Here is a 22,346-nt window from a genome sequence, read left to right on the forward strand (position 1 = left end):
GAGTGCGTAATGGACAGTCTGAACCTTAATAAACATATTTCCGGCCAGTTCAACGCCGAACTGGAAAGCATCCGCACTCAGGTAATGACCATGGGCGGCATGGTGGAGCAGCAGCTTTCTGACGCTATCACCGCCATGCACAACCAGGACAGCGAGCTGGCGAAGCGCGTGGTAGAAGGCGATCATCAGGTTAATATGATGGAAGTCGCCATCGATGAAGCCTGCGTGCGTATTATCGCCAAGCGCCAGCCGACGGCGAGCGATCTGCGTCTGGTAATGGCGATTATCAAAACCATCGCCGAACTGGAGCGCATTGGCGACGTGGCGGATAAAATCTGCCGTACCGCGCTGGAGAAATTCTCCCAGCAGCACCAGCCGCTGTTGGTGAGTCTGGAGTCACTGGGTCGCCACACCGTGCAGATGCTGCACGACGTGCTGGATGCATTCGCGCGCATGGATCTCGACGAAGCGGTGCGTATCTACCGTGAAGACAAGAAAGTTGACCAGGAGTACGAAGGCATCGTGCGTCAGCTGATGACCTACATGATGGAAGACTCGCGCACGATTCCCAGCGTGCTGACCGCGTTATTCTGCGCGCGCTCTATCGAGCGTATCGGTGACCGTTGCCAGAATATCTGCGAATACATCTTCTACTTCGTGAAGGGGCAGGATTTCCGTCACGTCGGCGGCGATGAGCTGGATAAACTGCTGGCGGGGAAAGATCCGAAAGAGTAAATCTCATTCTTTTGCCCGGTGGCGCTGCGCTTACCGGGCCTACAGCATCTGTACCTGTAGGCCGGATAAGCGTTAGCGCCATCCGGCATTTCAGTTAACGCGTAATCTCCCACCCGCGCGCTTTCCACAATCCCGGCAACTGCGCCAAATCGGTAAACGTCGTCACGTTAGGGTGATCGATCGGCTTGTTATGCGGATCGGCGCAGAAATAAAACACTTCCATTCCCGCTGCAATTCCTGACTGCGCGCCCGCGCTGGAATCATCCACCAGAATACACTTCTCAACATTGACCTTCATGGCGTTCGCCGCATGGAGCATCAGCGCCGGATCGGGCTTCCAGCGTTGAATATCGTAACCGCTAAACAGCAAATCGGGAAAATAATGCAACATGCCCAGGTTACCCAGCGAATGCTGCATCTTACTGACCGGTCCGTTGGATACCACGCACATAGGCGTCTTAATGCTCTCCAGCAGGGTATTTGCGCCCGCGATCGCTTCCAGTTCGGTATCGAACAGGCGCGCCACTTCCGCGCGGTACACCGGCTCCAGAACGTCGCGTCTTAGTGTAACACCGTACTCCTTGCTGATAGTTTCGATAATTTCGTAGAGTTTTACGCCCTTAAAGCGTTTAAATACCGTTTCGAGATCGAGCGTGATGCCAAATTCCTGAAACATTGCGACATAGGCACGCGAGCAAATCACTTCACTATCGACCAGCGTACCGTCGCAATCGAAAAATACCGCTTCTATCATGGACATGATGTTTCCTGTTTAGTCGCCAAACCGTGGACGCGCGCCGCGTTGCGTTAACCATTTTTCTGTGTCATCCCGGCTGTAGCGCAGCGGCCTGATCAGGTTGCCTGTTTTATCGATCACTCCCCAGCGCCCGTTTTTAGCGACGGCGATGAAGTTGATATTGTACCGATAATCTGTATTAGAGACAGTATCGTAGCGAAAGGGAATAATGATGTTTCCTGAAAAATCAAGAAGGCCGTATAAAATCTTGTCGTTCATCCGCTTTCCCGCGACAAACGCATCGGGTCGCTGGTTTATCATCTGTATCGACGAAAATTGCGGCGCAATAATCACATTGCCGTAAGCATCGCCCATGCCGCTTAGCTGAGCGCTATTCTGGTAAGTCGAGAGAAAAACTATGGCGCTGCTTTCGGCTAACTCAATGCTGGAATAGACGGGCGGGTAGATAAATTGCTGCTGGCGGGCGCTATACAAACCGGTATGGTTACCGGTGAACGATGTTGAGACGTAAAACAGATCTGTTTCGCTGTCATAATGCTCAATATAGATTTTTTGCCACGGAATGATTGCCTGCCCAGCGGCGTTGTAGAGTCCACAAAACTCATCCTGACAGATGACGTAAAAGCGCGTTACTGGCAGTCTTAAGCCGTCGGCGCTAAAAGAAACGTCAGATATTTCTACCTGGTCAGGTTTTAGCGGTAACGGTACAGGTGCGTTCAGATAAGTTTTTGGTTGAATGGTGTTGATAAGACTCAGAATGGATGAGCCTGCCGCCCCGGATGTTGAAGAAACCAACGCGAGTAAGAAAAACAGACGGGTAAACATAAAAATCCTTTTCATATCCTGGTCGCTGCCTCAGTATTTCCTGTCTCATATCGCTAGTTTAACGTTTACGTAATGCTGAATGAGGGGACGCAATCGTTGCCGTACTAACAAATTGAGTGAAAAAAATTACCACACAACTGCGCCAGGTGTCGCATTTTGGTATAGGATAACGGCGAATTTTCCCTCCTTTCTCCGGAAATTGATAATGAGTCAACAACACACCACCCAGGCTTCTGGTCAGGGTATGCTGGAACGCGTGTTTAAACTGCGCGAACATGGCACGACGGCACGAACCGAAGTGATCGCCGGTTTTACCACTTTCCTGACGATGGTTTATATCGTTTTTGTTAACCCGCAAATTCTGGGCGTAGCTGGCATGGACACCAGCGCCGTCTTTGTGACCACCTGTCTGATTGCGGCCTTTGGCAGTATTCTGATGGGCCTGTTCGCTAACCTGCCGGTGGCGCTGGCGCCCGCGATGGGGCTGAATGCGTTCTTTGCCTTCGTGGTTGTGCAGGCAATGGGACTGCCGTGGCAGGTAGGCATGGGCGCCATTTTCTGGGGCGCTGTTGGTCTTTTATTGCTGACTATCTTCCGCGTGCGTTACTGGATGATCGCCAACATTCCGGTCAGCCTGCGCGTGGGCATCACCAGCGGCATCGGCCTGTTTATCGGCATGATGGGGCTGAAAAACGCCGGCGTGATCGTCGCTAACCCGGAAACGCTGGTCAGCATCGGCAACCTGACCTCGCACAGCGTGCTGCTGGGGGTTCTCGGATTCTTTATTATTGCGATTCTCGCTTCGCGCAACATTCATGCGGCGGTGCTGGTGTCCATCATCGTCACGACGCTGCTTGGCTGGATGATGGGCGATGTGCACTACAACGGCATTGTCTCCGCGCCGCCAAGCGTCACCAGCGTGGTAGGGCATGTCGATTTGGCAGGCTCGTTCAATCTTGGCCTGGCGGGGGTTATTTTCTCCTTCATGTTGGTCAACCTGTTTGACTCCTCCGGTACGCTGATTGGCGTGACCGATAAAGCCGGGCTGGCGGATGAGAAAGGCAAATTCCCGCGCATGAAGCAGGCGCTGTTTGTTGATAGTATCTCTTCCGTCACTGGCGCATTTGTCGGAACGTCTTCTGTGACCGCTTATATTGAGTCCTCTTCCGGCGTTTCGGTGGGCGGTCGCACCGGTTTGACGGCAGTGGTGGTCGGTATTTTGTTCCTGCTGGTTATCTTCCTGTCGCCGCTGGCGGGCATGGTGCCGCCTTACGCGGCGGCGGGCGCGCTGATTTACGTCGGCGTGCTGATGACCTCCAGCCTGGCGCGGGTAAACTGGCAGGATTTAACCGAATCGGTCCCGGCGTTTATTACGGCGGTAATGATGCCGTTTAGCTTCTCGATCACCGAAGGTATCGCGCTGGGCTTTATCTCTTACTGCGTGATGAAGATTGGTACCGGTCGCCTGCGCGACCTTAGCCCGTGCGTAGTGATTGTCGCGCTGTTATTCGTGCTGAAGATTGTGTTTATTGACGCACACTGATGAAATGAACCCTCGCCCCATCGGGGGGAGGGTTTTTAAATAACTTACGCTTTAACGCGCTGAATATACTCGCCAAATGCGGTCAGCTGACCGGTCAAATGATCTAACGTTCCCTGATCCACCACTTCTCCAGTCTGCGGGTCGACTTTATTCTGAATCACGCCGCCCATAAACTCCGGTTTGTTCATCACCATCGCATCAAGGAACACCAGAATCTGGCGCAGATGATACTGGCAGCGCGCGCCGCCAATCGCCCCCATTGAACTGGTCTGGATAAGAACGGGCTTACCCGCCAGCGGCTGCTCAGGCAGACGGGATAGCCAGTCGATGGCATTCTTCAGGCCGCCGGGAACGGAATAGTTATATTCCGGCGTCACAATGACGACGCCGTCAGCGTTGCGAATCTGCTCCGCCAGCGCCTCTACGCTGGCTGGAAATCCCTCTTCCTGCTGGATATCGGCGTCATACAGCGGAATATCCCCGATCGAAGGCAGCGGCGATACCGTCATTCCTGCCGGCGCGACTTTAGGCAGCGTACGCGCCACCATTCCGTTAAAGGAACCTTTGCGTAAACTTCCCAGCAATGTAACCACATTCAGCGTTTCAGACATACGTGCCCCTTTTTTCATTATGAACGATTAAGCGTATACGATTTGGCGGCGGGGAGTTGGGCGAATCGCATCAGACGACCGGTTGGCTCATTGGCGCGCGTCTGGGCACTGTTGCAAATAGTCGGTGGTGATAAACTTATCATCCCCTTTTGCTGATGGAGCTGCACATGAACCCATTCAAAGGCCGGCATTTTCAGCGTGACATCATTCTGTGGGCCGTACGCTGGTACTGCAAATACGGCATCAGTTACCGTGAGCTGCAGGAGATGCTGGCTGAACGCGGAGTGAATGTCGATCACTCCACGATTTACCGCTGGGTTCAGCGTTATGCGCCTGAAATGGAAAAACGGCTGCGCTGGTACTGGCGTAACCCTTCCGATCTTTGCCCGTGGCACATGGATGAAACCTACGTGAAGGTCAATGGCCGCTGGGCGTATCTGTACCGGGCCGTCGACAGCCGGGGCCGCACTGTCGATTTTTATCTCTCCTCCCGTCGTAACAGCAAAGCTGCATACCGGTTTCTGGGTAAAATCCTCAACAACGTGAAGAAGTGGCAGATCCCGCGATTCATCAACACGGATAAAGCGCCCGCCTATGGTCGCGCGCTTGCTCTGCTCAAACGCGAAGGCCGGTGCCCGTCTGACGTTGAACACCGACAGATTAAGTACCGGAACAACGTGATTGAATGCGATCATGGCAAACTGAAACGGATAATCGGCGCCACGCTGGGATTTAAATCCATGAAGACGGCTTACGCCACCATCAAAGGTATTGAGGTGATGCGTGCACTACGCAAAGGCCAGGCCTCAGCATTTTATTATGGTGATCCCCTGGGCGAAATGCGCCTGGTAAGCAGAGTTTTTGAAATGTAAGGCCTTTGAATAAGACAAAAGGCTGCCTCATCGCTAACTTTGCAACAGTGCCCGCGTCTGGATATCGGGCAGGCTTTTCCAGCCCAGTTTGCCATCGAACTCCCACACTTTTAATTTTTCTATCGCTGGCGTAACGGTTACGGACCATACCAGTACATCTTCCGCATCGCACACGGCTTCAAGCTGCGTGACATGCGCGCACTTCAGGCGTCCGGCAACGGGTAAAAGTTGCAGCTCCCGCGGATCGTCATTCATGACATCGCCGGTGAGTTTTAACACGCTCTGGCGCAATGTAATGAGTTGCGCCCGCGCTTCGTTGGGATCGTTTTGATTGGCTACCCATAAGTTTTCATTACGGGAGAAAGGGTGGCGTTCGAGCGAATGCGGATGGTGAAAGCCGCGGGAGGTGCGCTGTAATTCCATATCCAGCCCGCACTCTCCTTCGGTGGTCAACGCCACGCCAACCATATTTCCGGCGTAGGAGATAGAAAAGCCTGGCAGATTTTTGTCACGAAACGCGGGTTTACCTTTCGCCTGAATAATGATTTCCGGCAGCTCGCTAATTCCGTACAGCATAAACATCAGTTCGGCAAGAAGGCCTCTGGAGGCGAGAAAACGCGTTCGTCGGTGAGCAGGCAGGTTTCTGGCTTCAATATGGCAAGACGAAGAGAGACGAATTGAAACCAACTGTCCCTCCGTAAGTATCCCTCTGGCAAAGTGAGTCGCCATTTTTCGCTCCGTGATTAATGGGCCGTGATAATGACGAGAGTAACATTAACGTAAATTATGGACAGGTTTTACGCGCTAAAAATTCAATTTCAGAAGGTTCTTTAATCAGACGGTGACATTTCTGGTAAGAGGAAGGTTAATTTATCAACGCAGGTGGTCAGATAAGGCGACGGCAGAGCGTGTTGATAGCCTGTCGTAGCCACACAATCTTGGGATTATGACTATTACGTTTGTGCCATAATAGGGTAAACGGCACCATCAGCTTTTCCCGCTGTTGCGCATCAAAAGGCAGGGGGCGCGCCACTAACGGTAGCTGGTGGAGCTGATTGTAGTGCTGGCAATAGCGCGGCGCGGTTGCTATCAGGGTGTGATCCGGCTGGGCGGCCATAAAGAGCGACTGCTCGAACCCCGGCAGGCTCAAGGCAATATGGCGTTTGCGTCCCATTTCTTGCAGGACATCATCCAGCGCCCAGGTATCGCTTTGCTCCCAGCAAATACTGATATGCGGGTAGCGCAGAAAAGTGTCCAGATCCCACGCTTCGCGCAGCGCCGGATGATCTTCCCGCAGCCAGACCCACGGTAAATCGCTAAACAGTACCTCAAAATCAATCGCGAGCGGCAACAGACTGAGCAATTCTCGCGAGCGGGGATGGCTTTCGCGTCCGGTAAATCCGATATCGACTTCCCCACGCGTAATCGCCTCCAGCGAGTCATAATCCCAGTTGCGAACCTTAATGGTAGCCTGCGGATAGCGCTGATAAATCTGCTGCGACAGTGAATTAAACATAATCATCATCAGCGGCGACTCTGCCGCCAACTCAAATTTTAAACCGCGCGGCGTTTGATGATGCGGCTTATCAAGCAGTTGATTCCCCATCTGCATCCAGTCCGCCAGACTTTGCTCCATACTGACCATCAGCGGCGTCGGCGCCAGGCCCAGCGGCGTATTGACGAACAGCGGATCGTCAAACCATGCCCGGAGTTTCGCCAGCGATTTGCTGACCGCCGAGGGCGTTACGTTCATCCGTTTTGCAGCTTTAGTGACGCTGCGCTCCTGCATGAGTAACTGTAGGCATAACAGCAAATTAAGGTCGAGATTGGTAAGGGATTTCTTCATGCTCGGCTACGGACCTGTTGGGCGTGACGGAGAAGATCAGCAGAATACTCACTATGCTACAACCAATCAGAATCCCGATCAGCATATTCATCGCGCTGATACCGAGTATTGCCGCCAGCCAAATCCACAGTGATGAACCGCAAACCTGCGCGATACCCAGCGTGGAACTGGCTACTCCGGCGCGCAGCGAAAACGGCCCCAGCGCCTGGCTCATCGCGACGCCAAAACCAACCGAGAATCCGGCGCAGATAAGCGTCAGGCCAAAGAGCGTGACGGTATTGGTATGAGCAAGGCTTAACGTCACGCCAGCCGTCAAAAACAGCCCCTGTGAGACGAGCATTAAGGTTCGCGGCTTAAATAACCCAAGCGCAAAAGGGGTAGAAAAAGAGACGACCATGCTGACGCCTGCGGTGAGCGCCATGGTAATGGCATAGTCGCCACGGCTAAATCCCATCACCTCCATCAGCAGCACTGGAGAGGCATTGACGAAGGTCAGGATCACCGACACGCTAAGGGTGGTGATCGCCAGTCGACTGACGAAAAAACGGTTAACCAGCGACTCGGCGGCGGGCGACGATCGTGATAAATCGCGTGGAGCCAGCCTTGCCGGGCGCGTCTCGCGCAGGATAAACGGCACTGTTGCAAAGTTAGCGATGAGGCAGCCTTTTGTCTTATTCAAAGGCCTTACATTTCAAAAACTCTGCTTACCAGGCGCATTTCGCCCAGGGGATCACCATAATAAAATGCTGAGGCCTGGCCTTTGCGTAGTGCACGCATCACCTCAATACCTTTGATGGTGGCGTAAGCCGTCTTCATGGATTTAAATCCCAGCGTGGCGCCGATTATCCGTTTCAGTTTGCCATGATCGCATTCAATCACGTTGTTCCGGTACTTAATCTGTCGGTGTTCAACGTCAGACGGGCACCGGCCTTCGCGTTTGAGCAGAGCAAGCGCGCGACCATAGGCGGGCGCTTTATCCGTGTTGATGAATCGCGGGATCTGCCACTTCTTCACGTTGTTGAGGATTTTACCCAGAAACCGGTATGCAGCTTTGCTGTTACGACGGGAGGAGAGATAAAAATCGACAGTGCGGCCCCGGCTGTCGACGGCCCGGTACAGATACGCCCAGCGGCCATTGACCTTCACGTAGGTTTCATCCATGTGCCACGGGCAAAGATCGGAAGGGTTACGCCAGTACCAGCGCAGCCGTTTTTCCATTTCAGGCGCATAACGCTGAACCCAGCGGTAAATCGTGGAGTGATCGACATTCACTCCGCGTTCAGCCAGCATCTCCTGCAGCTCACGGTAACTGATGCCGTATTTGCAGTACCAGCGTACGGCCCACAGAATGATGTCACGCTGAAAATGCCGGCCTTTGAATGGGTTCATGTGCAGCTCCATCAGCAAAAGGGGATGATAAGTTTATCACCACCGACTATTTGCAACAGTGCCGAACAGCGTGCGCTCGATCCGGCCCAGCTCGCGCAGGGCCACGGCCAGTCCGTTCTGGCGCGGGTAGCTGCCGAGCTTGCGCAGCATCAGCGAGGCGGTGACGGTGCCCTGCTTGATCGAGCTGGCCAGGCGCAGGATGTCGTCCCAGTGGGCACGCACGTGCTTGATGTTCAGGGTGCCGCCGATCAGCGGGCGCAACGTCGGGTAGGCTTGCACGCCCTGCGGCACGTACAGCTTGGTTTCGCCGAGGTCGCGGATGCGCGGCGCGAAGCGGAAGCCTAGCAGGTGCATCAGGGCAAAGACGTGATCGGTGAAGCCGGCCGTGTCGGTGTAGTGCTCCTCGATCCGCAGGTCGGACTCGTGGTACAGCAGGCCGTCGAGCACATAGGTGGAATCGCGGACGCCGACATTCACCACGCGGGTGCTGAACGGCGCGTACTGGTCGGAGATATGGGTATAGAACAGCCGTCCCGGCTCGCTACCGTACTTCGGGTTGACGTGCCCGGTGCTCTCGCCCCGGCCACCCGCGCGGAAGCGCTGGCCATCGGAGGATGAGGTCGTGCCGTCGCCCCAGTGGGCGGCAAAGGCGTGGCGATACTGGTGGTTGACCAGCTCGGCCAAGGCCGCCGAATAGGTTTCGTCGCGGATGTGCCAGGCTTGCAGCCAGGACAGCTTGGCGTAGGTCAGGCCGGGGCTCGACTCGGCCATCTTGGTCAGCCCGAGGTTGATCGCATCACCGAGGATTGCGGACAGCAGCAACGTCCTGTCTTTGGCCTCGGCCCCGTCCTTCAAGTGGGTGAAGTGGCGGCTGAAGCCCGTCCAGTCGTCCACGTCCATCAGCAGTTCGGTGATCTTGATGCGCGGCAGTAACTGGCTGGTTTGGTCGATCAGCGCCTGCGCCCGATCCGGCACCGCCGCATCCAGCGGGGTGATTTTCAGCCCTGACTCGGTGAGGATGGCATCGGGCAGCTCGTTGTCCTTGGCCAGGCGGGTGACGGTGGCCAACTGCTCGTCCAGCAGCTGCAAACGCTCTTCCAGGTACTGGTCGCTGTTCGGGTTGATCGCCAGGGGCAGGGCCTGCTCGCGCTTGAGTGCGGCGAACTTCTCGGCCGGCAGCAGGTAGTCGTCGAAGTCGCGGAACTGCCGCGAGCCCTTGACCCAGATGTCGCCGGAGCGCAGGGCGTTCTTCAGCTCGGACAGGGCGCAGATTTCGTAGAATTTCCGGTCGAGGCCTTCCGGGGTGATCACCAGCGGCTTCCAGCGCGGCTTGATGAAGGCCGTGGGTGCATCGGCCGGCACCTTGCGCAGGTTGTCGGCGTTCATCTCACGCAGGGTCTGCACGGCTGCCAGCACGCCTTGCGCGGCCGGCCCGTGCTGTTCCCCAACTTTTCGCTCGGCGAAGAGTATGAACATGCGCCGCCGGCGACGAATCGCCAAATCTCACCGTATCTCCCGAGCGGACGATTTCGCACCGGTCTGCCCGTCGAAGGGCTTGCGATCGAACGGGGCGACCTTTTCTATGCATGTCCGCGAGCCAGCGTCTTTTATGGCACGGCGCTCGACGCCGACCTTCGGACGCGCGGCGTAAGCACGCTTGTCATGGCCGGGATAAGCACCACCGGCGTTGTTCTTTCAAGCGTCGCCTGGGCTAGTGATGCGGACTACGACGTGCGTTTGGTCCAGGACTGCTGCTACGACCCGGATCGGGATGCCCACGAAGCTCTGTTGCGTTCCGGGTTCGGCGGACGTGTACAGGTCGTGTAATTTTCGGGCCTCGCATGATCGCGGCCATAGCCGCAGGTGGATTGGTGCGAGGCAGGGCCAGTCCAAGTCAGGGTGCGGTCATCGCGGCGCCTGCAACTCTCAAAAACCCATCGCCGTAGCGGAGGTCTTGTAATCGCATGTCATTACGCACGCCCGATTTATTGTTCACAGCGATAGCACCTGCCATTTGGGGCAGCACCTACATTGTCACCACCCAATACCTGCCGAACTTCTCACCGATGACGGTCGCGATGCTGCGGGCGTTGCCGGCGGGTTTATTGCTCGTGATGATCGTCCGACAGATTCCAACGGGAATCTGGTGGATGCGCATCTTCATCCTCGGCGCACTTAATATTTCGCTATTCTGGAGCTTGTTGTTTATTTCGGTCTACCGCCTGCCGGGCGGGGTCGCGGCGACGGTAGGCGCTGTGCAGCCGCTGATGGTCGTGTTCATCTCTGCCGCTCTGCTAGGTAGCCCGATACGATTGATGGCGGTCCTGGGGGCTATTTGCGGAACTGCGGGCGTGGCGCTGTTGGTGTTGACACCAAACGCAGCGCTAGATCCTGTCGGCGTCGCAGCGGGCCTGGCGGGGGCGGTTTCCATGGCGTTCGGAACCGTGCTGACCCGCAAGTGGCAACCTCCCGTGCCTCTGCTCACCTTTACCGCCTGGCAACTGGCGGCCGGAGGACTTCTGCTCGTTCCAGTAGCTTTAGTGTTTGATCCGCCAATCCCGATGCCTACAGGAACCAATGTTCTCGGCCTGGCGTGGCTCGGCCTGATCGGAGCGGGTTTAACCTACTTCCTTTGGTTCCGGGGGATCTCGCGACTCGAACCTACAGTTGTTTCCTTACTGGGCTTTCTCAGCCCGGGGACCGCCGTGTTGCTAGGATGGTTGTTCTTGGATCAGACGCTGAGTGCGCTTCAAATCATCGGCGTCCTGCTCGTGATCGGGAGTATCTGGCTGGGCCAACGTTCCAACCGCACTCCTAGGGCGCGTATAGCTTGCCGGAAGTCGCCTTGACCCGCATGGCATAGGCCTATCGTTTCCACGATCAGCGATCGGCTCGTTGCCCTGCGCCGCTCCAAAGCCCGCGACGCAGCGCCGGCAGGCAGAGCAAGTAGAGGGCAGCGCCTGCAATCCATGCCCACCCGTTCCACGTTGTTATAGAAGCCGCATAGATCGCCGTGAAGAGGAGGGGTCCGACGATCGAGGTCAGGCTGGTGAGCGCCGCCAGTGAGCCTTGCAGCTGCCCCTGACGTTCCTCATCCACCTGCCTGGACAACATTGCTTGCAGCGCCGGCATTCCGATGCCACCCGAAGCAAGCAGGACCATGATCGGGAACGCCATCCATCCCCGTGTCGCGAAGGCAAGCAGGATGTAGCCTGTGCCGTCGGCAATCATTCCGAGCATGAGTGCCCGCCTTTCGCCGAGCCGGGCGGCTACAGGGCCGGTGATCATTGCCTGGGCGAGTGAATGCAGAATGCCAAATGCGGCAAGCGAAATGCCGATCGTGGTCGCGTCCCAGTGAAAGCGATCCTCGCCGAAAATGACCCAAAGCGCGGCCGGCACCTGTCCGACAAGTTGCATGATGAAGAAGACCGCCATCAGGGCGGCGACGACGGTCATGCCCCGGGCCCACCGGAACGAAGCGAGCGGGTTGAGAGCCTCCCGGCGTAACGGCCGGCGTTCGCCTTTGTGCGACTCCGGCAAAAGGAAACAGCCCGTCAGGAAATTGAGGCCGTTCAAGGCTGCCGCGGCGAAGAACGGAGCGTGGGGGGAGAAACCGCCCATCAGCCCACCGAGCACAGGTCCCGCGACCATCCCGAACCCGAAACAGGCGCTCATGAAGCCGAAGTGCCGCGCGCGCTCATCGCCATCAGTGATATCGGCAATATAAGCGCCGGCTACCGCCCCAGTCGCCCCGGTGATGCCGGCCACGATCCGCCCGATATAGAGAACCCAAAGGAAAGGCGCCGTCGCCATGATGGCGTAGTCGACAGCAGCGCCGGCCAGCGAGACGAGCAAGACCGGCCGCCGCCCGAAACGATCCGACAGCGCGCCCAGCACAGGTGCGCAGGCAAATTGCATCAACGCATACAGCGCCAGCAGAATGCCATAGTGGGCGGTGACGTCGTTCGAGTGAACCAGATCGCGCAGGAGGCCCGGCAGCACCGGCATAATCAGGCCGATGCCGACAGCGTCGAGCGCGACAGTGCTCAGAATTACGATCAGGGGTCTGTTGGGTTTCACGTCTGGCCTCCGGACCAGCCTCCGCTGGTCCGATTGAACGCGCGGATTCTTTATCACTGATAAGTTGGTGGACATATTATGTTTATCAGTGATAAAGTGTCAAGCATGACAAAGTTGCAGCCGAATACAGTGATCCGTGCCGCCCTGGACCTGTTGAACGAGGTCGGCGTAGACGGTCTGACGACACGCAAACTGGCGGAACGGTTGGGGGTTCAGCAGCCGGCGCTTTACTGGCACTTCAGGAACAAGCGGGCGCTGCTCGACGCACTGGCCGAAGCCATGCTGGCGGAGAATCATACGCATTCGGTGCCGAGAGCCGACGACGACTGGCGCTCATTTCTGATCGGGAATGCCCGCAGCTTCAGGCAGGCGCTGCTCGCCTACCGCGATGGCGCGCGCATCCATGCCGGCACGCGACCGGGCGCACCGCAGATGGAAACGGCCGACGCGCAGCTTCGCTTCCTCTGCGAGGCGGGTTTTTCGGCCGGGGACGCCGTCAATGCGCTGATGACAATCAGCTACTTCACTGTTGGGGCCGTGCTTGAGGAGCAGGCCGGCGACAGCGATGCCGGCGAGCGCGGCGGCACCGTTGAACAGGCTCCGCTCTCGCCGCTGTTGCGGGCCGCGATAGACGCCTTCGACGAAGCCGGTCCGGACGCAGCGTTCGAGCAGGGACTCGCGGTGATTGTCGATGGATTGGCGAAAAGGAGGCTCGTTGTCAGGAACGTTGAAGGACCGAGAAAGGGTGACGATTGATCAGGACCGCTGCCGGAGCGCAACCCACTCACTACAGCAGAGCCATGTAGACAACATCCCCTCCCCCTTTCCACCGCGTCAGACGCCCGTAGCAGCCCGCTACGGGCTTTTTCATGCCCTGCCCTAGCGTCCAAGCCTCACGGCCGCGCTCGGCCTCTCTGGCGGCCTTCTGGGGGGCACCTCAGAAAACGGAAAATAAAGCACGCTAAGGCATAGCTGACCTTGCCAGGCCTGCTTCGCCCTGTAGTGACGCGATCAACGGGCAGGAAACATTCCCCTTTCGTGCATGGCAGGCGCACACGAGTTCAGACAGCACGGTTTCCATGCGCGCCAAGTCGGCCATCTTCTCGCGCACGTCCTTGAGCTTGTGTTCGGCCAGGCTGCTGGCCTCCTCGCAGCGGGTGCCATCGTCGAGCCGCAACAGCTCGGCAATCTCGTCCAGACTGAACCCCAGCCGCTGTGCCGATTTCACGAATTTCACCCGAACCACGTCCGCCTCCCCATAGCGGCGGATGCTGCCGTAAGGCTTGTCCGGTTCCCGCAACAGGCCCTTGCGCTGATAGAAGCGGATTGTCTCCACGTTGACCCCGGCCGCCTTGGCAAAAACGCCAATGGTCAGGTTTTCCAAATTATTTTCCATATCGCTTGACTCCGTACATGAGTACGGAAGTAAGGTTACGCTATCCAATCCAAATTCAAAAGGGCCAACGTATGTCTGAACCACAAAACGGGCGCGGTGCGCTCTTCGCCGGCGGGCTGGCCGCCATTCTTGCATCGACCTGCTGCCTGGGGCCGCTAGTACTGGTCGCCCTGGGCTTCTCCGGTGCTTGGATCGGCAACCTGACGGTGCTGGAACCCTATCGACCGTTGTTCATCGGCGCGGCGCTAGTGGCGCTGTTCTTCGCCTGGAAGCGGATTTACCGGCCCGTGCAGGCATGCAAGCCAGGTGAGGTCTGCGCGATTCCGCAGGTGCGCGCCACCTACAAGCTGATTTTCTGGATCGTGGCCGTGCTGGTCCTGGTCGCGCTTGGATTTCCCTATGTCGTTCCATTTTTCTATTAACCAGGAGTTCATCATGAAGAAACTGTTTGCCTCCCTTGCCCTCGCCGCCGCTGTTGCCCCGGTGTGGGCCGCTACCCAGACCGTCACGCTAGCGGTTCCCGGCATGACTTGCGCCGCCTGCCCGATCACAGTCAAGAAAGCGCTCTCCAAGGTCGAAGGCGTGAGCAAGGTCGATGTGGGCTTCGAGAAGCGCGAGGCCGTCGTCACTTTTGACGACACCAAGGCCAGCGTACAGAAGCTGACCAAGGCCACCGCAGACGCCGGCTATCCGTCCAGCGTCAAGCAGTGAGCCAGCAAGCCAACGACAACAGCGAGAGCCGCTTCATGGGACTGATGACACGCATTGCCGATAAAACCGGCGCGCTCGGCAGCGTCGTTTCCGCGATGGGCTGCGCCGCCTGCTTTCCAGCCCTCGCCAGCTTCGGCGCGGCCATCGGGCTGGGCTTCTTGAGCCAGTACGAGGGACTGTTCATCAGCCGCCTGCTGCCGCTGTTTGCCGCGCTGGCCTTCCTGGCGAACGCGCTGGGTTGGTTCAGTCATCGGCAATGGCTGCGCAGTCTGCTCGGCATGATCGGCCCGGCCATCGTGTTTGCGGCCACGGTCTGGCTGCTCGGCAACTGGTGGACGGCGAACCTGATGTACGTCGGCCTGGCCTTGATGATTGGGGTGTCGATCTGGGACTTCGTGTCGCCGGCGCATCGCCGTTGCGGACCGGACGGCTGCGAACTCCCCGCCAAGCGCTTGTGAAAGACGGCTGACCGTGCGACACGGCGGCCCACACGAATAAGGAACGATGGTATGAGCACTCTCAAAATCACCGGCATGACTTGCGACTCGTGCGCAGTGCATGTCAAGGACGCCCTGGAGAAAGTGCCCGGCGTGCAATCAGCGGATGTCTCCTACGCCAAGGGCAGCGCCAAGCTCGCCATTGAGGTCGGCACGTCACCCGACGCGCTGACGGCCGCTGTAGCTGGACTCGGTTATCGGGCCACGCTGGCCGATGCCCCCTCAGTTTCGACGCCGGGCGGATTGCTCGACAAGATGCGCGATCTGCTGGGCAGAAACGACAAGACGGGTAGCAGCGGCGCATTGCATATCGCCGTCATCGGCAGCGGCGGGGCCGCGATGGCAGCGGCGCTGAAGGCCGTCGAGCAAGGCGCACGTGTCACGCTGATCGAGCGCGGCACCATCGGCGGCACCTGCGTCAATGTCGGTTGTGTGCCGTCCAAGATCATGATCCGCGCCGCCCATATCGCCCATCTGCGCCGGGAAAGCCCGTTCGATGGCGGTATTGCGGCAACTGTGCCTACGATTGACCGCAGTAAGCTGCTGGCCCAGCAGCAGGCCCGCGTCGACGAACTGCGGCACGCCAAGTACGAAGGCATCCTGGGCGGTAATCCGGCCATCACCGTTGTGCACGGTGAGGCGCGCTTCAAGGACGACCAGAGCCTTACCGTCCGTTTGAACGAGGGTGGCGAGCGCGTCGTGATGTTCGACCGCTGCCTGGTCGCCACGGGTGCCAGCCCGGCGGTCCCGCCGATTCCGGGCTTGAAAGAGTCACCCTACTGGACTTCCACCGAGGCCCTGGCGAGCGACACCATTCCCGAACGCCTTGCCGTAATCGGCTCGTCGGTGGTGGCGCTGGAGCTGGCGCAAGCCTTTGCCCGGCTGGGCAGCAAGGTCACGGTCCTGGCGCGCAATACCTTGTTCTTCCGTGAAGACCCGGCCATCGGCGAGGCGGTGACAGCCGCTTTCCGTGCCGAGGGCATCGAGGTGCTGGAGCACACGCAAGCCAGCCAGGTCGCCCATATGGACGGTGAATTCGTGCTGACCACCACGCACGGTGAATTGCGCGCCGACAAACTGCTGGTTGCCACCGGTCGGACACCGAACACGCGCAGCCTCGCGCTGGACGCAGCGGGGGTCACTGTCAATGCGCAAGGTGCCATCGTCATCGACCAAGGCATGCGCACGAGCAACCCGAACATCTACGCGGCCGGCGACTGCACCGACCAGCCGCAGTTCGTCTATGTGGCGGCAGCGGCCGGCACCCGTGCCGCGATCAACATGACCGGCGGCGATGCGGCGCTCGACCTGACCGCAATGCCGGCCGTGGTGTTCACCGATCCGCAAGTGGCGACCGTGGGCTACAGCGAGGCGGAAGCCCACCACGACGGGATCGAGACCGACAGCCGCACCTTGACCTTGGACAACGTGCCGCGTGCGCTCGCCAACTTCGACACACGCGGCTTCATCAAGTTGGTTATCGAGGAAGGCAGCCATCGGCTGATCGGCGTACAGGCGGTCGCGCCGGAAGCGGGTGAACTGATCCAGACGGCGGCTCTGGCCATTCGCAACCGCATGACGGTGCAGGAACTGGCCGACCAGTTGTTCCCCTACCTGACGATGGTCGAGGGGTTGAAGCTCGCGGCGCAGACCTTCAACAAGGATGTGAAGCAGCTTTCCTGCTGCGCCGGGTGAGAAAAAGGAGGTGTTCAATGAACGCCTACACGGTGTCCCGGCTGGCTCTTGATGCCGGGGTGAGCGTGCATATCGTGCGCGACTACCTGCTGCGCGGATTGCTGCGCCCGGTGGCGTGCACACCAGGCGGCTACGGCTTGTTCGATGACGCCGCCTTGCAACGGCTGTGCTTCGTGCGGGCGGCCTTCGAGGCGGGCATCGGCCTCGACGCGCTGGCGCGGCTGTGCCGGGCGCTGGATGCGGCGGACGGCGACGAAGCGGCCGCGCAGCTTGCCCTGCTGCGTCAGTTCGTCGAGCGTCGGCGCGAAGCGTTGGCCGATCTGGAAGTGCAGTTGGCCACCCTGCCGACCGAGCCGGCACAGCACGCGGAGAGTCTGCCATGAACAACCCCGAGCGCTTGCCGTCCGAGACGCACAAACCGATCACCGGCTACCTGTGGGGCGGACTGGCTGTGCTGACTTGCCCCTGCCACCTGCCCATCCTCGCTGTCGTGCTGGCCGGCACAACCGCCGGTGCTTTCCTCGGCGAGCATTGGGTCATCGCGGCGCTCGGTTTGACCGGCCTGTTCCTTCTGTCCCTGTCGCGGGCGTTGCGGGCATTCAGGGAAAGAGAATGAGCGCTTTCCGGCCGGATGGATGGACGACGCCGGAACTGGCCCAAGCGGTCGAGCGCGGGCAGCTTGAACTGCACTACCAGCCCGTCGTCGATCTGCGCAGTGGTGGGATTGTCGGCGCGGAAGCCCTGTTGCGCTGGCGTCATCCGACGCTTGGACTATTGCCACCGGGCCAGTTCCTGCCCGTGGTCGAATCGTCCGGCCTGATGCCTGAAATCGGCGCTTGGGTGCTGGGCGAAGCCTGCCGCCAGATGCGTGACTGGCGAATGCTGGCATGGCGACCGTTCCGGCTGGCCGTCAATGTTTCGGCGAGCCAAGTGGGACCGGACTTCGACGGGTGGGTAAAGGGCGTGCTGGCTGATGCCGAGTTGCCCGCCGAGTATCTCGAAATCGAGCTGACCGAATCGGTCGCGTTTGGTGATCCGGCGATCTTCCCCGCCCTGGACGCCTTGCGGCAGATCGGTGTGCGCTTCGCCGCCGATGACTTCGGGACGGGGTATTCCTGTCTGCAACATCTGAAGTGCTGCCCAATCAGCACGCTCAAGATCGACCAATCGTTTGTCGCCGGGCTCGCCAACGACCGCCGCGACCAAACCATCGTGCACACCGTGATTCAGCTTGCGCACGGGCTGGGCATGGATGTGGTGGCTGAAGGCGTGGAAACATCGGCGAGTCTTGATCTATTGCGACAAGCGGACTGCGACACAGGACAAGGCTTCCTGTTCGCGAAGCCAATGCCGGCGGCGGCATTCGCCGTCTTCGTCAGTCAATGGAGGGGTGCCACCATGAATGCAAGTGACTCTGTCATTTTCAGAAGACGACTGCACCAGTTGATTGGGCGTAATGGCTGTTGTGCAGCCAGCTCCTGACAGTTCAATATCAGAAGTGATCTGCACCAATCTCGACTATGCTCAATACTCGTGTGCACCAAAGCGAGGTGAGCATGGCGACGGAGGCTCTGTTGCAAAGATTGGCGGCAGTCAGAGGTAGGCTGTCGCTCTGCGCCGATCAGGCGGCTGCTGCGAAATGGTGGTTGAGCATGCCCATGGCCTCCGTCAGCGCCGAGGGCCCAATGCCAAAAGCTCTCTCCACAAGGCGCACCTCGCCCCTGATGCCGGGCTGCAGGCACCAGGGGCGAGCCTGTCCTTTGCGCAGGGCTCGCATGACTTCGAATCCCTTGATCGTGGCATAGGCCGTGGGGATCGATTTGAAACCGCGCACCGGCTTGATCAGTATCTTGAGCTTTCCGTGATCGGCCTCGATCACGTTATTGAGATACTTCACCTGCCGGTGGGCCGTCTCCCGGTCCAGCTTTCCTTCGCGCTTCAATTCGGTGATCGCTGCACCATAGCTCGGCGCTTTGTCGGTATTGAGCGTGGCAGGCTTTTCCCAGTGCTTCAGGCCTCGCAGGGCCTTGCCCAGGAACCGCTTCGCTGCCTTGGCGCTGCGGGTCGGCGACAGGTAGAAATCGATCGTGTCGCCCCGCTTGTCGACTGCCCGGTACAGGTAGGTCCACTTGCCCCGCACCTTGACGTAGGTTTCATCCAGGCGCCAGCTCGGATCAAAGCCACGCCGCCAGAACCAGCGCAGCCGCTTCTCCATCTCCGGGGCGTAGCGCTGGACCCAGCGATAGATCGTCGTATGGTCGACCGAAATGCCGCGTTCCGCCAGCATTTCCTCAAGGTCGCGATAGCTGATCGGATAGCGACAATACCAGCGCACCGCCCACAGGATCACATCACCCTGGAAATGGCGCCACTTGAAATCCGTCATCGTTCCGTCCGTCCAATCTCCGCCAAGCATGCTCAAGCTTCACGATTTTTGCAACAGAGCCCTCGCGACTAGGAGCTCGGATCTCAGGACGAAGGTCTCCGCGAATGTCCGGTCGATCCGCGCGACGTCCCAGGCGGGCGTTCCCTTGGCGGACATCCACGCCGCAGCGTCGTGCATCAGCCGCACAACCTCGTCGATATCACCCGAGCAGGCGACCCGAACGTTCGGAGGCTCCTCGCTGTCCATTCGCTCCCCTGGCGCGGTATGAACCGCCGCCTCATAGTGCAGTTTGATCCTGACGAGCCCAGCATGTCTGCGCCCACCTTCGCGGAACCTGACCAGGGTCCGCTAGCGGGCGGCCGGAAGGTGAATGCTAGGCATGATCTAACCCTCGGTCTCTGGCGTCGCGACTGCGAAATTTCGCGAGGGTTTCCGAGAAGGTGATTGCGCTTCGCAGATCTCCAGGCGCGTGGGTGCGGACGTAGTCAGCGCCATTGCCGATCGCGTGAAGTTCCGCCGCAAGGCTCGCTGGACCCAGATCCTTTACAGGAAGGCCAACGGTGGCGCCCAAGAAGGATTTCCGCGACACCGAGACCAATAGCGGAAGCCCCAACGCCGACTTCAGCTTTTGAAGGTTCGACAGCACGTGCAGCGATGTTTCCGGTGCGGGGCTCAAGAAAAATCCCATCCCCGGATCGAGGATGAGCCGGTCGGCAGCGACCCCGCTCCGTCGCAAGGCGGAAACCCGCGCCTCGAAGAACCGCACAATCTCGTCGAGCGCGTCTTCGGGTCGAAGGTGACCGGTGCGGGTGGCGATGCCATCCCGCTGCGCTGAGTGCATAACCACCAGCCTGCAGTCCGCCTCAGCAATATCGGGATAGAGCGCAGGGTCAGGAAATCCTTGGATATCGTTCAGGTAGCCCACGCCGCGCTTGAGCGCATAGCGCTGGGTTTCCGGTTGGAAGCTGTCGATTGAAACACGGTGCATCTGATCGGACAGGGCGTCTAAGAGCGGCGCAATACGTCTGATCTCATCGGCCGGCGATACAGGCCTCGCGTCCGGATGGCTGGCGGCCGGTCCGACATCCACGACGTCTGATCCGACTCGCAGCATTTCGATCGCCGCGGTGACAGCGCCGGCGGGGTCTAGCCGCCGGCTCTCATCGAAGAAGGAGTCCTCGGTGAGATTCAGAATGCCGAACACCGTCACCATGGCGTCGGCCTCCGCAGCGACTTCCACGATGGGGATCGGGCGAGCAAAAAGGCAGCAATTATGAGCCCCATACCTACAAAGCCCCACGCATCAAGCTTTTGCCCATGAAGCAACCAGGCAATGGCTGTAATTATGACGACGCCGAGTCCCGACCAGACTGCATAAGCAACACCGACAGGGATGGATTTCAGAACCAGAGAAAGAAAATAAAATGCGATGCCATAACCGATTATGACAACGGCGGAAGGGGCAAGCTTAGTAAAGCCCTCGCTAGATTTTAATGCGGATGTTGCGATTACTTCGCCAACTATTGCGATAACAAGAAAAAGCCAGCCTTTCATGATATATCTCCCAATTTGTGTAGGGCTTATTATGCACGCTTAAAAATAATAAAAGCAGACTTGACCTGATAGTTTGGCTGTGAGCAATTATGTGCTTAGTGCATCTAACGCTTGAATTAAGCCGCGCCGCGAAGCGGCGTCGGCTTGAATGAATTGTTAGACATCATTGGCTGGCACCAAGCAGTTTAACTGCTTCATACTTCACGAATTTAATGAGCGCCGCCACCTGATCCGCACGAGCGGGCAAATAATCTTCTTCTTGCCCAAGATAAGCCCGCTTGGCATTCAACAGGATGGGCTGATGTTGAGCTGGCAAGCGTGCCATTGCCCAAGTGGCAGCAACATCCTTTGGCGCGATCTTGCCGGTTGCTGCGGTGTACCAGATACGAGACAAAGTAAGCACTACATTCCGCTCATCGCCCGCCCAATCTGGCGGCGAGTTCCATAGCTTCAGAGTATCGGCCAGTGCCTTGAATAGATCGCTTTCTGGGACTGAGCTGAAGAGATCCTTCGCTGCTGAACCTGCCAAGACGACGCTATGTTGCTTTGCCTTTGTTAGCAGAATCGCCAAGTCAGAATCGGTTGTGGCGGGCTCGAAGATGCCCGCAAGGATGTCTTTGCGCTGCCACTCTCCGAACTGCAGTTCCCGCCTGGCCGGATAACGCCAAGGTACGATGTCACTGTGCACGACGATGGTCACTTCCAAGGCGCGGAGTGCCTTGTTTTGGCCAGGGGAAGCTGAAACCTCCAAGAGATCGACGAGCAGGGCTTGCCGCACGGCATCATTGAGCGGTGCAGCTACAGTCACCAGCAAATCAATATCACTGTACGGTTTCAATCCGCCATCCAGTGCGGAGCCGTACAAATGCACGGCCAGCAACGTCGACTCCAAGTGGCGCCCGATGACGTTGAGTGCTTGTGATAGTTGCACCGAAATCTCGGCGGGCACTTTTTCACTCATGATGTCTAACGCCCAAACTCAGCCGCGGATTTGCCGTAGCGCAGCGAAGGCAAAGCCGTCGGCTGGAGTGCCTTGTTAGGCATGATTTTTACTCTGCTCAACCGCAATGTCGAAATGAAATACGTCTTCGATGGTTCCTAGTTTTTTATAGAGCTCTATGGCTGGTTGGTCTTCTACGCCTTTATCAGCTTGGACGTAAATCACATAAGCTCCACGCGCTGCGCCTATAGCCTTGAGTTTTTTAATTAGAGCTGTAGCTATGCCTTCTCTGCGGCGGGTTGCCGCTACAGCGAGATCGTAGATATAAATCTCGCTTCTTTGCTGCTCGAATTTTTGCAACTCATACGCGGCGATAGCGCCAATGACTTTTTGCTCGTCAACCGCAGCCAACGCAATAAAACTAGAAGTGCTAAGCAGTTTTTGAAGATAGCTTGATGACGGCTTGTTGCGGGGCACTGTTGCAAATAGTCGGTGGTGATAAACTTATC

Annotated in this window: 25 protein-coding genes and 5 pseudogenes; 13 read left to right on the forward strand and 17 right to left on the reverse strand. The window is 58.2% G+C overall.

Going from position 1 to position 22,346, the window contains the following annotated elements; translation table 11 throughout:
- Positions 1-9: 9 nt before the first annotated feature.
- Positions 10-735, forward strand: coding sequence for a phosphate signaling complex protein PhoU (gene phoU, locus K8W53_RS23510; protein ID WP_000377800.1), 726 nt, complete (start codon positions 10-12; stop codon positions 733-735).
- Between the two features lie 94 nt (positions 736-829).
- Here phoU and yieH read toward each other — a convergent pair whose 3' ends face one another.
- Both yieH and K8W53_RS23520 read right to left on the reverse strand, forming a co-directional pair.
- On the reverse strand, positions 830-1,495 hold the full coding sequence (gene yieH / locus K8W53_RS23515; RefSeq protein ID WP_023224005.1) for a 6-phosphogluconate phosphatase: 666 nt from the start codon (positions 1,493-1,495) through the stop codon (positions 830-832).
- A gap of 12 nt (positions 1,496-1,507) precedes the next feature.
- Positions 1,508-2,317, reverse strand: coding sequence for a WG repeat-containing protein (locus K8W53_RS23520; protein WP_023224006.1), 810 nt, complete (start codon positions 2,315-2,317; stop codon positions 1,508-1,510).
- Positions 2,318-2,522: 205 nt separating this feature from the next.
- Here K8W53_RS23520 and adeP point away from each other — a divergent pair, with 205 nt between their 5' ends.
- Positions 2,523-3,860 carry an adenine permease AdeP gene (gene adeP / locus K8W53_RS23525; RefSeq protein ID WP_001519317.1) on the forward strand — a complete coding sequence of 446 codons (1,338 nt, stop codon included), beginning with the start codon at positions 2,523-2,525 and terminating at the stop codon, positions 3,858-3,860.
- Positions 3,861-3,904: 44 nt separating this feature from the next.
- Here adeP and K8W53_RS23530 read toward each other — a convergent pair whose 3' ends face one another.
- Together K8W53_RS23530 and K8W53_RS24090 are read right to left on the reverse strand one after the other, a co-directional pair.
- Entirely contained in the window at positions 3,905-4,489 is a 585-nt protein-coding gene (locus K8W53_RS23530) for an NADPH-dependent FMN reductase (protein ID WP_001575173.1), read from the reverse strand.
- Positions 4,489-4,575 (reverse strand): annotated as a pseudogene (locus tag K8W53_RS24090) (phosphopantetheinyl transferase); the annotation flags it as partial. The gene K8W53_RS23530 and the pseudogene K8W53_RS24090, both read right to left, overlap by 1 nt.
- A gap of 63 nt (positions 4,576-4,638) precedes the next feature.
- Between K8W53_RS24090 and K8W53_RS23540 the strand changes: the two are divergent.
- Positions 4,639-5,343, forward strand: coding sequence for an IS6-like element IS26 family transposase (locus K8W53_RS23540; protein ID WP_001067855.1), 705 nt, complete (start codon positions 4,639-4,641; stop codon positions 5,341-5,343).
- Between the two features lie 33 nt (positions 5,344-5,376).
- Here K8W53_RS23540 and K8W53_RS23545 read toward each other — a convergent pair whose 3' ends face one another.
- The 5 genes and pseudogenes from K8W53_RS23545 to K8W53_RS23565 all read right to left on the reverse strand — a co-directional run.
- On the reverse strand, positions 5,377-6,072 hold the full coding sequence (locus tag K8W53_RS23545; RefSeq protein WP_161399819.1) for a 4'-phosphopantetheinyl transferase family protein: 696 nt from the start codon (positions 6,070-6,072) through the stop codon (positions 5,377-5,379).
- 157 nt (positions 6,073-6,229) lie between these two features.
- Positions 6,230-7,189, reverse strand: a complete 960-nt coding sequence (gene yidZ, locus K8W53_RS23550; RefSeq protein ID WP_000749365.1) for an HTH-type transcriptional regulator YidZ — start codon at positions 7,187-7,189, stop codon at positions 6,230-6,232.
- A pseudogene (locus K8W53_RS23555) lies at positions 7,158-7,820 on the reverse strand (multidrug transporter subunit MdtL); the annotation flags it as partial. The pseudogene K8W53_RS23555 and the gene yidZ, both read right to left, overlap by 32 nt.
- 53 nt (positions 7,821-7,873) lie before the next feature.
- The gene (locus K8W53_RS23560) at positions 7,874-8,578 is read right to left on the reverse strand and encodes an IS6-like element IS26 family transposase (RefSeq protein ID WP_001067855.1); all 705 of its coding nucleotides are present in this window, start codon (positions 8,576-8,578) and stop codon (positions 7,874-7,876) included.
- A 63-nt stretch (positions 8,579-8,641) separates the two neighbouring features.
- Positions 8,642-10,009, reverse strand: a pseudogene (locus K8W53_RS23565) (Tn3-like element TnAs1 family transposase); the annotation flags it as partial.
- 3 nt (positions 10,010-10,012) lie between these two features.
- Here K8W53_RS23565 and K8W53_RS23570 point away from each other — a divergent pair.
- A complete protein-coding gene (locus K8W53_RS23570) occupies positions 10,013-10,405 on the forward strand; it encodes a cysteine hydrolase family protein (protein ID WP_001351729.1) in 393 nt (130 codons plus the stop codon).
- Positions 10,406-10,542: 137 nt separating this feature from the next.
- The gene (locus tag K8W53_RS23575; RefSeq protein ID WP_000058717.1) at positions 10,543-11,427 is read left to right on the forward strand and encodes a DMT family transporter; all 885 of its coding nucleotides are present in this window, start codon (positions 10,543-10,545) and stop codon (positions 11,425-11,427) included.
- A gap of 31 nt (positions 11,428-11,458) precedes the next feature.
- Here the strand turns inward: K8W53_RS23575 and tet(A) are convergent, their stop codons facing one another.
- Positions 11,459-12,658, reverse strand: coding sequence for a tetracycline efflux MFS transporter Tet(A) (tet(A), locus tag K8W53_RS23580; protein ID WP_000804064.1), 1,200 nt, complete (start codon positions 12,656-12,658; stop codon positions 11,459-11,461).
- Positions 12,659-12,763: 105 nt separating this feature from the next.
- Here tet(A) and tetR(A) point away from each other — a divergent pair, with 105 nt between their 5' ends.
- Entirely contained in the window at positions 12,764-13,414 is a 651-nt protein-coding gene (gene tetR(A) / locus K8W53_RS23585) for a tetracycline resistance transcriptional repressor TetR(A) (RefSeq protein WP_000164043.1), read from the forward strand.
- Between the two features lie 205 nt (positions 13,415-13,619).
- Here tetR(A) and merR read toward each other — a convergent pair whose 3' ends face one another.
- Positions 13,620-14,054, reverse strand: a complete 435-nt coding sequence (gene merR, locus K8W53_RS23590) for an Hg(II)-responsive transcriptional regulator (RefSeq protein ID WP_058654846.1) — start codon at positions 14,052-14,054, stop codon at positions 13,620-13,622.
- Positions 14,055-14,125: 71 nt separating this feature from the next.
- On the opposite strand from merR, the gene K8W53_RS23595 reads away from it, so the two are divergent.
- The 7 genes from K8W53_RS23595 to K8W53_RS23625 are packed head-to-tail and all read left to right on the forward strand — an operon-like array spanning position 14,126 to position 18,439.
- On the forward strand, positions 14,126-14,476 hold the full coding sequence (locus K8W53_RS23595) for a mercuric transport protein MerT (RefSeq protein WP_001294663.1): 351 nt from the start codon (positions 14,126-14,128) through the stop codon (positions 14,474-14,476).
- A gap of 13 nt (positions 14,477-14,489) precedes the next feature.
- Complete coding sequence (gene merP / locus K8W53_RS23600) at positions 14,490-14,765, forward strand: mercury resistance system periplasmic binding protein MerP (protein ID WP_000732292.1); 276 nt, start codon at positions 14,490-14,492, stop codon at positions 14,763-14,765.
- Between the two features lie 35 nt (positions 14,766-14,800).
- Positions 14,801-15,223 (forward strand): organomercurial transporter MerC, encoded by a 423-nt coding sequence (gene merC / locus K8W53_RS23605; RefSeq protein WP_001340589.1) that lies wholly within the window; start codon positions 14,801-14,803, stop codon positions 15,221-15,223.
- Between the two features lie 51 nt (positions 15,224-15,274).
- Entirely contained in the window at positions 15,275-16,957 is a 1,683-nt protein-coding gene (gene merA, locus K8W53_RS23610) for a mercury(II) reductase (RefSeq protein ID WP_058654843.1), read from the forward strand.
- Between the two features lie 17 nt (positions 16,958-16,974).
- Entirely contained in the window at positions 16,975-17,340 is a 366-nt protein-coding gene (gene merD / locus K8W53_RS23615) for a mercury resistance co-regulator MerD (protein WP_000995360.1), read from the forward strand.
- Positions 17,337-17,573 carry a broad-spectrum mercury transporter MerE gene (merE, locus tag K8W53_RS23620; RefSeq protein ID WP_003132004.1) on the forward strand — a complete coding sequence of 79 codons (237 nt, stop codon included), beginning with the start codon at positions 17,337-17,339 and terminating at the stop codon, positions 17,571-17,573. Before merD ends, merE begins: the two co-directional genes overlap by 4 nt.
- On the forward strand, positions 17,570-18,439 hold the full coding sequence (locus K8W53_RS23625; protein ID WP_003160808.1) for a putative bifunctional diguanylate cyclase/phosphodiesterase: 870 nt from the start codon (positions 17,570-17,572) through the stop codon (positions 18,437-18,439). The genes merE and K8W53_RS23625 overlap by 4 nt, the downstream gene beginning before the upstream one ends.
- Positions 18,440-18,578: 139 nt before the next feature.
- Here the strand turns inward: K8W53_RS23625 and K8W53_RS23630 are convergent, their stop codons facing one another.
- From K8W53_RS23630 to aac(3)-Id, 6 genes and pseudogenes are all read right to left on the reverse strand, one after another.
- Positions 18,579-19,343 (reverse strand): IS6-like element IS6100 family transposase, encoded by a 765-nt coding sequence (locus K8W53_RS23630; RefSeq protein WP_023464298.1) that lies wholly within the window; start codon positions 19,341-19,343, stop codon positions 18,579-18,581.
- A gap of 39 nt (positions 19,344-19,382) precedes the next feature.
- Positions 19,383-19,589, reverse strand: coding sequence for a hypothetical protein (locus tag K8W53_RS23635; protein WP_033896018.1), 207 nt, complete (start codon positions 19,587-19,589; stop codon positions 19,383-19,385).
- 127 nt (positions 19,590-19,716) lie between these two features.
- Positions 19,717-20,556 (reverse strand): sulfonamide-resistant dihydropteroate synthase Sul1, encoded by an 840-nt coding sequence (sul1, locus tag K8W53_RS23640; RefSeq protein ID WP_000259031.1) that lies wholly within the window; start codon positions 20,554-20,556, stop codon positions 19,717-19,719.
- On the reverse strand, positions 20,550-20,897 hold the full coding sequence (locus tag K8W53_RS23645) for a quaternary ammonium compound efflux SMR transporter QacE delta 1 (protein WP_000679427.1): 348 nt from the start codon (positions 20,895-20,897) through the stop codon (positions 20,550-20,552). Before K8W53_RS23645 ends, sul1 begins: the two co-directional genes overlap by 7 nt.
- Positions 20,898-21,013: 116 nt before the next feature.
- A pseudogene (locus K8W53_RS23650) lies at positions 21,014-21,858 on the reverse strand (AadA family aminoglycoside 3''-O-nucleotidyltransferase).
- Between the two features lie 75 nt (positions 21,859-21,933).
- Positions 21,934-22,308: pseudogene (gene aac(3)-Id, locus K8W53_RS23655) on the reverse strand (aminoglycoside N-acetyltransferase AAC(3)-Id); the annotation flags it as partial.
- Positions 22,309-22,346: the final 38 nt, after the last annotated feature.

It is taken from the genome of Salmonella sp. A29-2, from assembly GCF_020150755.1.
In the GTDB taxonomy this organism is placed as follows: domain Bacteria; phylum Pseudomonadota; class Gammaproteobacteria; order Enterobacterales; family Enterobacteriaceae; genus Salmonella; species Salmonella enterica.